This is a genomic window from Streptomyces coelicoflavus, from assembly GCF_003112555.1.
GTDB classification, from domain to species: Bacteria; Actinomycetota; Actinomycetes; order Streptomycetales; family Streptomycetaceae; genus Streptomyces; species Streptomyces coelicoflavus.
The window spans coordinates 404950-414530 of record NZ_BEWB01000005.1 but is presented as its reverse complement, the minus strand read 5'-3'; the positions used below and the strand labels follow the sequence as shown (position 1 = coordinate 414530).

9 protein-coding genes are annotated in these 9581 nt (G+C 74.0%); 4 read left to right on the top strand and 5 right to left on the bottom strand.

The features are described 5' to 3' along the window. Window positions 1-4: 4 nt before the first annotated feature. From Sco07f_RS13720 to Sco07f_RS13705, 4 genes are all read right to left on the bottom strand, one after another. Window positions 5-556, bottom strand: a complete 552-nt coding sequence (locus tag Sco07f_RS13720) for a PadR family transcriptional regulator (RefSeq protein ID WP_087792237.1) — start codon at window positions 554-556, stop codon at window positions 5-7. A gap of 54 nt (window positions 557-610) precedes the next feature. Next, on the bottom strand, window positions 611-2626 hold the full coding sequence (locus tag Sco07f_RS13715) for an NADPH-dependent 2,4-dienoyl-CoA reductase (protein ID WP_108987987.1): 2016 nt from the start codon (window positions 2624-2626) through the stop codon (window positions 611-613). Between the two features lie 111 nt (window positions 2627-2737). Beyond that, window positions 2738-3109, bottom strand: coding sequence for a hypothetical protein (locus tag Sco07f_RS13710; protein WP_108987986.1), 372 nt, complete (start codon window positions 3107-3109; stop codon window positions 2738-2740). Between the two features lie 78 nt (window positions 3110-3187). Then, window positions 3188-4069 carry a hypothetical protein gene (locus Sco07f_RS13705; RefSeq protein ID WP_108987985.1) on the bottom strand — a complete coding sequence of 294 codons (882 nt, stop codon included), beginning with the start codon at window positions 4067-4069 and terminating at the stop codon, window positions 3188-3190. Window positions 4070-4390: 321 nt separating this feature from the next. On the opposite strand from Sco07f_RS13705, the gene Sco07f_RS13700 reads away from it, so the two are divergent. Then, window positions 4391-6472, top strand: a complete 2082-nt coding sequence (locus Sco07f_RS13700; RefSeq protein WP_108988108.1) for a SpoIIE family protein phosphatase — start codon at window positions 4391-4393, stop codon at window positions 6470-6472. Window positions 6473-6486: 14 nt separating this feature from the next. Here the strand turns inward: Sco07f_RS13700 and Sco07f_RS13695 are convergent, their stop codons facing one another. After that, on the bottom strand, window positions 6487-7332 hold the full coding sequence (locus Sco07f_RS13695) for a putative protein N(5)-glutamine methyltransferase (protein WP_087792233.1): 846 nt from the start codon (window positions 7330-7332) through the stop codon (window positions 6487-6489). A 260-nt stretch (window positions 7333-7592) separates the two neighbouring features. Between Sco07f_RS13695 and Sco07f_RS13690 the strand changes: the two genes are divergently transcribed. From Sco07f_RS13690 to Sco07f_RS13680, 3 genes are read left to right on the top strand one after another with little or no spacing between them, the layout of a single operon-like run. Continuing rightward, window positions 7593-8117 carry a MarR family winged helix-turn-helix transcriptional regulator gene (locus Sco07f_RS13690; RefSeq protein ID WP_087792232.1) on the top strand — a complete coding sequence of 175 codons (525 nt, stop codon included), beginning with the start codon at window positions 7593-7595 and terminating at the stop codon, window positions 8115-8117. Between the two features lie 50 nt (window positions 8118-8167). After that, window positions 8168-8773, top strand: coding sequence for a sulfite oxidase-like oxidoreductase (locus Sco07f_RS13685; protein WP_108988106.1), 606 nt, complete (start codon window positions 8168-8170; stop codon window positions 8771-8773). Beyond that, the gene (locus Sco07f_RS13680) at window positions 8766-9542 is read left to right on the top strand and encodes a ferredoxin reductase (RefSeq protein ID WP_174855350.1); all 777 of its coding nucleotides are present in this window, start codon (window positions 8766-8768) and stop codon (window positions 9540-9542) included. Before Sco07f_RS13685 ends, Sco07f_RS13680 begins: the two co-directional genes overlap by 8 nt. The last annotated feature ends 39 nt before the right edge of the window (window positions 9543-9581 follow it).

The following is a 9581-nucleotide window of genomic DNA, read 5'->3' as shown; positions in this document are numbered from 1 at the left end:
GGAGTCAGGCCGGCTCATCGCCGGGCAGCTCGGCGAACTCGGCCAGGGCGTGCCGGATCCACTGGGTCCAGAACGTCTCCAGGTCGATGCCGGCCCGCAGCACGAGGTGCCGCAGCCGGTCCTCGGTGCTGTCCCGGCCGGGCGGGAAGTCCCGCTCCTCGATCTCCTCGTACTCGGCCAACTGCCGCTCGTGCAGCTTCAGATGGCGGCGCAGGTCCGCCTCGACACCGGCGGTGCCGACCACCGCGGCGGCGCGCAGCCGCAGCAGCATGGTGTCCCGCAGCGGTTTGGGGTCGTGCGGGGCGGCGGTCCAGCGGGCCAGTTCGGCGCGGCCCGCGGGCAGGACCTCGTAGGACTTCTTCTGGCCGCGGGCCGGCTGCTGGCCGGGCAGCGCCCGGATCAGGCCCTCCGCCTCCAGCTTTCCCAGCTCGCGGTAGATCTGCTGGTGCGTGGCCGACCAGAAGTAGCCGATCGACCGGTCGAACCTGCGGGTCAGCTCCAGCCCCGACGACGGCTTTTCGACCAGGGCGGTGAGGATCGCGTGCGGGAGTGACATGGCCTCATCCTAGGGACGGACCGCCGCTGCCCCGCCCGCCGCCCGCGCCCTCCCCTACAGCGCCGCCGCCAGCTCGGTGCCCTGCTTGACGGCGCGCTTGGCGTCCAGTTCGGCGGCCACGTCGGCGCCGCCGATGAGGTGCGCGGCGACGCCCGCGGCGATCAGGTCGTCGTACAGGCTCCGGCTCGGTTCCTGGCCGGTGCACAGGACGACGGTGTCGACCGCCAGCACGGTGGACTCGTCGCCGACGGTGATGTGCAGTCCGGCGTCGTCGATCCGGTCGTAGCGCACGCCCGGGACCATGGTGACGCCGCGGTGCTTCAGCTCGGTGCGGTGGATCCAGCCGGTGGTCTTGCCGAGTCCGGCGCCGACCTTGCTGGTCTTGCGCTGGAGCAGGTGGACGGTGCGGGGCGGCGCCGGGCGCTCGGGCGCGGCGAGGCCGCCGGGGGCGCGGTAGTCGGTGTCGACGCCCCAGAGGCGGAAGTACGTCTCCGGGTCCTCGTGGGCCTTGTCGCCGCCGTCGGTGAGGTACTCGGCGACGTCGAAGCCGATGCCGCCCGCGCCGAGGATCGCGACGCGCTCGCCTACGGGGGCGGCGTCGCGCAGGACGTCGAGGTAGCCGACGACGGAGGGGTGGTCGACGCCGGGGATGTCGGGGGTGCGGGGGGTGACGCCGGTGGCGACGACGACCTCGTCGTGGCCGGTGAGGTCGTCGACGCCGACGCGGGTGTTCAGGCGTACGTCGACGCCGTGGTCCGCGAGCCGCGTACGGAAGTAGCGCAGCGTCTCGTCGAACTCCTGCTTCCCGGGGACCTTGCGGGCGACGTTCAGCTGTCCGCCGATCTCGCTCGCGGCGTCGAACAGGGTGACCTCGTGGCCGCGTTCGGCGGCGCTCACCGCGCAGGCCAGTCCGGCCGGTCCGGCGCCGACGACGGCGACGCGCTTGCGCAGCCGGGTCGGGGCCAGGACCAGCTCGGTCTCGTGGCAGGCGCGCGGGTTGACCAGGCAGGAGGTGATCTGGCCGCTGAAGGTGTGGTCCAGGCAGGCCTGGTTGCAGCCGATGCAGGTGTTGATGGCCTCGGGGCGGCCGGCGGCGGCCTTGGCGACGAAGTCGGGGTCGGCGAGCATCGGGCGGGCCATCGAGACCATGTCGGCCGTGCCCTCGGCCAGCAGCCGCTCGGCGACCTCCGGGGTGTTGATGCGGTTGGTGGTGACGAGCGGGACGGACACCTCGCCCATCAGCCGCTTGGTCACCCAGGTGTACGCGCCGCGCGGCACGGAGGTGGCGATGGTGGGGATGCGCGCCTCGTGCCAGCCGATGCCGGTGTTGATGATCGTGGCTCCGGCGGACTCGACGGCCTTGGCGAGGGTGATCACCTCGTCGAGGGTGGAGCCGCCGGGCACCAGGTCGAGCATGGACAGGCGGTAGACGACGATGAAGTCCTCGCCGACGGCCTCGCGCACCCGGCGGACGATCTCGACGGGGAAGCGGGTGCGGTTCTCGTAGGAGCCGCCCCAGCGGTCGGTGCGGTGGTTGGTGCGGGCGGCGATGAACTCGTTGATTAGGTAGCCCTCGGAGCCCATGATCTCGACGCCGTCGTATCCGGCCTCGCGGGCGAGGCGGGCGGTGCGCACGTAGTCGTCGATCGTGCGCTCGATGTCGGCGTCGGTCAGCTCGCGCGGCACGTGGGGGCTGATCGGGGCCTGGAGCGGGCTCGGGGCGACCAGGTCGGCGTGGTAGGCGTAGCGGCCGAAGTGCAGGATCTGGAGGGCGATGCGGCCACCCTCGCGGTGCACGGCGTCGGTGACGACCCGGTGCTGCCCGGCCTCCGCCTCGGTGGTGAGCTTGGCCCCGCCCTCGTACGGGCGGCCCTCGTCGTTGGGGGCTATGCCGCCGGTGACGATCAGGCCCACTCCGCCGCGGGCCCGGGCGGCGTAGAAGGCGGCCATGCGCTCGAAGCCGCGCTCGGCCTCTTCCAGGCCGACGTGCATGGAGCCCATCAGGACCCGGTTGGGCAGCGTGGTGAAGCCCAGGTCGAGCGGGGTCAGCAGGTGCGGGTAACGGCTCATCGGGCCCTCCGTGCGCGGTGTGGTGCCTCTGTTGTAGAGGACCGCCACCCCATTGTGCAACTAGTTGCACAATGGGGTGGCGCACACCTCACCGCACGCGGACGGCCCGGCTCAGCGGCTTTCGAGCCGTACGTGCAGCTCCCGTTCCTGGTCGCCGGAGGCCGTGCTCAGGTCGTGCACGGTGAACAGGGAGTCCAGGGTGGTGCGGAACCTCTCGATCGCCCAGTAGCCGCCCTGCACGTCGGCCTCCACGGACGAGCCCAGCCGGGCGGGGTCGCACTCGCCTCCCCGGGCGTCGGCCACGTCGAAGGTGCCGAGCCAGACGGTCGGGCGCACCTCGTGGTATTCCCGGGTCACGTCGCCGGCGTGCCGGTCGGAGGAGAAGCACGCGCACAGGGTGTCGAACACGACCCGGGCGTCCTCCTTGCTGCATCCGCTCAGCTCCACCGAGACGGACTCCGGATGCAGTCGCTCACCGTCCATCGTGATCGCTCCCTCTCGTGGTCATGGGCCGGTACCACCAGAAAAGCACCACCCGCCGCCCGGCGCGAAGGGGCCGGGTCAGCCCCGCGTGAACCGGTAGGTCTTGCTGTCGGTCAGCACGCAGAAGCCGGGCGACACGACGATCACGCGCAGGGTGCCGGTGCGCCGGTCGTAGTCGACGCCCTCCGCCTCGAAGGAGCCCGAGCAGGCGCTGCGCAGGGGCAGCTGCCGCAGGGCGGTGACGTGTCCGGTGACGTCGGCGGTGCCGCCGGGTGCCGCCGACAGGTCGATTCGCAGCAGCGGCTTGGTGAGGCCGAAGAGCGTGCCCTCCGGATCGTCGGAGGAGCAGAGCAGCGTGGTCGCGTCCAGGAAGTCGCAGCCCTGGACGTCGCGCACGGCGTGGTCCAGGTGGACGGTGGCGGCCTGCGGGAGGTCGGCCGAGGGCGAGGTGGCGGGGTTGACGCCGGGGGTCGGGAAGACCAGGAGCCGGCTCATCGTGCCCCACTCGCCCGCCAGCATCCACTGGCCGTCCGGCGAGATCGCGGACCACGAGTTGTTCAGCGCCTCCCCGGGGCTCAGCGTGTGCACGTACTCCGACCAGCCGCCGTCCGGCGCCTGCACGCGGAACATCTTCGTGTTCCCGTCGTCGCGCTGGTACGGCTCGACGTAGTGGCCGTCGTAGGAGGCGTCGGGGTCGCCGACGTGGTTCCAGCCCCGGACGCTCAGGGCGAGCGGGACGGTGCCGATGCCGGTGTAGCGGTTGGGGCTGCCGGCCGGGACCTCGACCGAGGCCAGGCCCTGGCTCTCGGTCAGCGGGTCGGCGCGGTCGGAGCCCACCTCGGCCCAGGAGGCGGCGGCGGGGGCGTCGGCCGTCGCCGGGCCGGCGAGAGCGAGGGAGAGGGCGAGGACGGCGAGTCCGGTCAGGACGGTGTGACAACGTTGCCTGGCGCGCAGGGGCATGGGGGCTCCTCGGTGGGCGTGGCCGGGGCGGCACGGGCGGGGTCGGGCACTCGGCGCACAGTCTGGACCGCTCGTACAGTCATGTACAGACCAACTCCGGACGCGCTGGGTGCGGCGCGGGCCGCGCTTCGTGCGGCCCGCGCCGGCCGTGCTTCGTGCGACCTGAGCCGCGCTTCGTGCGGCGCGGGCCGTGCTGCGGGGAGATGCTGGAAGGAGACGGCGGAGCCACGGACGACCGGTCCCGTGCGCGGTGGAACGCGGTAGAACAAGGGAGCGGCAACGAAGGGCGTGCCGCGTCGGACGGTGAAGGCGGGGCACGGGATGAGTGCAGCGGGGTCTGCCGGATTCGGGGGCGAGCCGTCGCCGCGCGGGCCCGTGCGGCCCAGTGGACTGCTCGACCTGCTGAACGTGGCCTCGATCGTGCTGGACACCGAGGGCCGGATCGTCCTGTGGAGCCCGCAGGCCGAGGAACTGTTCGGGTACTCGGCGCCGGAGGCGCTGGGGCAGTACGCCGCCCGCATCATGGTGCACGAAGGCCATCTCGACCTGGTCGTGAAGCTGTTCGGGGAGGTCATGAAGACCGGCCGGAGCTGGGCCGGCGCCTTCCCGGTCCGGCACAAGGACGGCAGCACCCGCCTGGTCGAGTTCCGCAACATGCGGCTGCTGGACGACCGCGGCGACGTCTACGCCCTCGGACTCGCGGCCGACCAGTCGATGGTGCGCCGGCTGGAGCGGGACGTGGCCCTGTCCACGCGGGTCATCATGCAGTCCCCGATCGGCCTGGCCGTCCTGGACACCGAGCTGCGGTACGTGTCGGTCAACCCCGCCCTGGAACAGCTCAACGGCATCCCCGCCGAGGAGCACATCGGCCGGACGATCCGCGAACTGCTGCCGCGGGTGGACGCCGGCCCGCTGGAGGCGGCGGCACGGGAGGTGCTGGAGACCGGCCGCCCGGTCGTCGACCGGCCCGCGACCGGGCGGACCCCGGCCGACCCGGACGAGGAGCACGCCTGGTCGGTCTCGCTGTACCGGCTCGAGGACGCCCTGGGAGCCGTGCTGGGCGTGGCGGTCTCGGTCGTCGACGTCACCGAGCAGTACCGGACGGCGGCCGAGGCGGAGGGCGCGCGGCGCCGGCTGGCCGCCGTGGCGGACGCCTCCGCGCGGATCGGCACCACGCTGCGGCTGGACCGCACCGCCTACGAGCTGGCCGACGTGGCCGTGCCCGGCCTCGCCGACATCGCGGCCGTGGACCTGCTGGACGCGGTGGTGGCGGGCCGGCGCAGCACGCTGGGTCCGGCCGAACCCGCGGTGATCAGGGCGCTGGCCGTGCGGGCCGAGGACGCCGGGGACGCGCTGCGGGCGGCCGACCGGCCCGGCGAGGTCGCCCGGTACGGACCGGACCGCCTGGTCACCGAGTGCGTGCGCACCGGCCGTCCGGTGATGGTGACGCGGGTGGCGCGGGAGGACCTGGGGCGCATCGCCCGCTCCCCGGAGGCGGCCGACCTGCTGGGCCGGGCGGGCGTGCACTCGTACCTGGCCGTGCCGCTGATCGCGCGGGGCGAGGTGCTGGGCGCCCTGGACCTGAAACGGATCGCCAACCCCCTGCCGTTCGGCGAGGACGACCTGCTGCTCGCCCGGGAGCTGGCGGCGCGGGCGGCGCTCCAGATCGACAACGCCCGCTGGTACCAGAACGCCCGCGACACCGCGCTCACCCTCCAGCGCAGCCTGCTGCCGAGCCATCCACCGGTGACGGGGGGTCTCGAGGTCGCCTCCCGCTACCAGCCGGCCGGGGGCACCAGCGAGGTCGGCGGCGACTGGTTCGACGTGATCGAGCTGGCGGGCGGCAGGACCGCGCTGGTGGTGGGCGACGTGATGGGCAGCGGCATCGCCGCGGCGGCCTCCATGGGGCGGTTGCGGACCGCGACGAACACCCTGGCCACCCTCGAACTGGACCCCGCACTGCTGCTGGGGCACCTGGAGCGGACCACGGCGGGCCTGGACCAGGCCATCGCCACCTGTCTGTACGCCGTGCACGACCCGCACCGGCGGCAGTGCCGGATCGCCAACGCGGGGCACCTCCCCCCGGTCCGCCTGCGGGCCGGCCGGCCGGCCGAGCTGCTCGACCTGCCCACCGGGGTGCCGCTCGGAGTGGGCGGCGTCGCCTTCTCCACCACCACCGTCGACCTGGAGCCGGGCGACCGGCTGGTGTTCTACACCGACGGCCTGGTCGAGACGCGCCGGCAGCCGCTGGACGAGCGGCTGGACGCGCTCCTCGCCCTGCTGGAGGGGCCGGACCGCCCGCTGGAGGAGGTCTGCGACCTGCTGCTGCGCACCCTGCACGAGCCGGAGAACTCCGACGACGTGGCCCTGCTGATCGCCCGGGCCACACCGCCGGCGCGGTAGCGGTGCGCGGCCCGTCAGTCCCGGACGCCGATCACCACATGGGCGTACAGGTCCTCGCAGACCGCGAGGCGGGGCGTCAGGCCCGCCCGGGTGAAGGCGTCGAGGGCGGCGGCCGCCTGGCGTTCGCTCGTCTCGACCAGCAGGCAGCCGCCCGGCGCGAGCCAGCCCGGCGCCGCGGCCGCGACCCTGCGCAGCACGTCGAGGCCGTCGCTGCCGCCGTCGAGGGCGACCAGCGGTTCGTGGTCGCGGGCCTCCGCGGGCAGCAGGCCGACTTCGCCGGTGGGGACGTACGGCACGTTGGCCGCGAGGATGTCCACCCGGCCGCGCAGCGTGTCGGGCAGCGCGTCGAACAGGTCACCCGCGTACACCCGGCCGCCCGCGCCGGCGAGGTTGCCGCGGGCGCAGCGCACGGCGGCCGGGTCGACGTCGGCGGCGTGCACCTCGGGCCGGTCGAGGGCGGCGGCGAGGGCCGCGCCGACGGCACCGGACCCGCAGCACAGGTCGACGACGACGTCCGCGTCCGGCGCGTGGGCCAGGGCCTCGGACACCAGGAACTCGGTGCGGCGGCGGGGCACGAAGACACCGGGGGCGACGGCGACCCGCAGGCCGCGGAACTCCGCCCAGCCGAGGACGAGTTCCAGGGGCAGGCCGGTGACACGGCGGTCGACCATCGCGGTCAGTTCCGCGGCGGTGCGGGCGGCGGCCAGGATGAGCGCGGCCTCGTCCTCGGCGAAGACGCAGCCGGCGCCGCGCAGCGCGGCCACGACGGAGTCACGCGACGGGAGGGACGCGGAGAACGGGGATGCGCAAGGAGCGGGGGAAGGCGAGGACGAGGGTGATGCCGGGAAGGTGGGAGGCATGGAAGCCGAGAGCCTTTCGGGAACCGAAGGGCGCTCTCGCGGTCACTCGTTCGCGGTGACCGCACTGCCGTGAGGTGAGAGCACCCGGGCCGACACAGCGGTAATCGGTCTCACCTCCCGGTCGTCACGCGGCCGGGGCTGTCCGCGGCCGACGGTCACACTACCCCAATGATCAGACGGCGACGGCCTCCACGGAAGTAGTTGTTCACGCAACCTCGTAGCGGAGTTGTATTGTGCAACCAGCAAGGCGAGGAGGACCCGTGGCGGCTGCCGAGACACCGGACGAGACGACCGTCGGCCTTGGCGGACACCCTGCGGACGCGGCCGTGGAGACCATCCACCGTGAGCTGACGGCCTTCGCCCGCCGGGCGCGGGCCTCGGCGGGGCGCATGCATCCGGAGCTCTCGCTGGTGTCGTACACGCTGCTCGGGCACCTGGAGGAGCGGGACGGCCTCCGGGCCACGGACCTGGCCGCCCACTACGCGCTGGACAAGTCGACCGTCAGCCGCCAGGTGTCCGCGCTGGAGCGTGCCGGGCTGATCGAGCGGCGCGTCGACCCGGACGACCAACGGGTCCAGGTGCTGCATCTGACGGAGGCGGGGCGGCACATCCTGGGCCAGGTCACCGAGAGCCGTCGGGCCGCCTTCCGCGAGCGGCTCGCCGGCTGGCCCGCGCAGGACCTGATCCGCTTCGCCGCGTACCTGGAGCGGTACAACGCGTGGCCGGGCGGGGAGCCGGACCGGGCGGCGCCCCGGGACACGTACGGTGGGAGGGGTACACACTGATCACGCCGGCCGCCGGCACCCCGCCCCGACGGCCCGAAAGGCACCACCGCATGAACACCACCCGAGGCTTCACCGGGCGCCCGCGCACCGCCCGGCCGGGACTGCCGCCCGGCCAGTACGACGCGGGGGACGACTGGCCCGTGCTGTCCGCCGAGGTCACGCCCGACCTCGCGCCCGCCGACTGGACCTTCCGGGTGGGCGGCCTGGTGGCCCAGCCCCGCACCTGGGACCTGGCCGGGGCGCGCCGGCTGCCGGCCTCCGCGTATGCCGGCGACATCCACTGCGTCACCGGCTGGTCGAAGTTCGGGGTGCGGTTCGGGGGCGTGTCACTGGACGCCTTCCTGGACGCCGCGGGTCCGCTGCCGTCCGCCACGCACGCCGTCGCCCACGCGCACACCGGATACACCGCGAACCTGCCGCTCGCGGACCTCACCGGCGGACGGGCCTGGATCGTCTGGGAGTACGACGGGCGGCCGCTCGCCCCCGAGCACGGCGGTCCGGCACGGCTGGTGGTCCCGCACCTGTACTTCTGGAAGAGCGTGAAGTGGATCGCGGGCCTCGAGCTCCTCGACCACGACGAGCCGGGGTTCTGGGAGCACAACGGCTACCACGCGCGCGGCAACCCCTGGGAGGAGCAGCGGTACTCCGGTGACTGAGACAGCCACGCACACGGCGGGGACCTTCACTCCCCCGACGCGGTTCGCCGTGCCCGGGCGCATCGAGGTGACCGGCGAGGTGGCCGGGAACTGGCAGACCGCCACGCTCACGGAGATCCGCCGCGAGACGCCCCGCGCGTCGACCTTCCGCCTGGCCGTACCCGGCTGGGCGGGCCACCTGCCCGGCCAGCACCTGATGCTGCGGCTCACCGCCGAGGACGGCTACCAGGCCCAGCGCCACTATTCCCTGGCGTCCGCGCCGGACGCGTCCGGGCACGTCGAGCTGACCCTCGACCGGGTGCCCGACGGGGAGGTGTCCGGGTGGTTCCACACGGTGGCGCGGCCCGGTGACGAGATCGAGGTCCGCGGCCCGCTCAGCGGCTTCTTCGCCTGGCCGGGCGACCGGCCCGCCCTGCTCCTCGGCGCCGGCTCCGGAGTGGTCCCGCTGATGTCGATGGTGCGGCACCACCGGGCGCGGGGCCTGACGGTGCCGCTGCGCCTCCTGGTGTCGGCGCGCGGCCCCGAGGAACTGATCTACGCCGGTGAGTACGGCGCGGAGACGACGCCCGTCTTCACCCGCACGGCGCCGCCCGGGACACCCGTGGGCCGGCTGGCCGCCGCGCACCTGGCGCCGCTCCTGGCCGAGCCGCCCGCCGGGGGCTGGGAGGCGTACGTGTGCGGATCCAACGCCTTCGCGGAGCACGCGTCGCGGCTGCTGGTGGCGGCCGGGCAGCCGGTGGACCGGATCCGGATCGAACGCTTCGGCTGATCCCGCCCGGATCGTGAGCGAGGTCCGCCGGACTGGGTA

Excerpts from the sequence above, each read along its gene's own strand:
- Sco07f_RS13720 (WP_087792237.1), bottom strand. The coding sequence starts at position 556 with ATGTCACTCCCGCACGCGATCCTCACCGCCCTGGTCGAAAAGCCGTCG.
- Sco07f_RS13715 (WP_108987987.1), bottom strand. The coding sequence starts at position 2,626 with ATGAGCCGTTACCCGCACCTGCTGACCCCGCTCGACCTGGGCTTCACC.
- Sco07f_RS13710 (WP_108987986.1), bottom strand. The coding sequence starts at position 3,109 with ATGGACGGTGAGCGACTGCATCCGGAGTCCGTCTCGGTGGAGCTGAGC.
- Sco07f_RS13705 (WP_108987985.1), bottom strand. The coding sequence starts at position 4,069 with ATGCCCCTGCGCGCCAGGCAACGTTGTCACACCGTCCTGACCGGACTC.
- Sco07f_RS13700 (WP_108988108.1), top strand. The coding sequence starts at position 4,391 with ATGAGTGCAGCGGGGTCTGCCGGATTCGGGGGCGAGCCGTCGCCGCGC.
- Sco07f_RS13695 (WP_087792233.1), bottom strand. The coding sequence starts at position 7,332 with ATGCCTCCCACCTTCCCGGCATCACCCTCGTCCTCGCCTTCCCCCGCT.
- Sco07f_RS13685 (WP_108988106.1), top strand. The coding sequence starts at position 8,168 with ATGAACACCACCCGAGGCTTCACCGGGCGCCCGCGCACCGCCCGGCCG.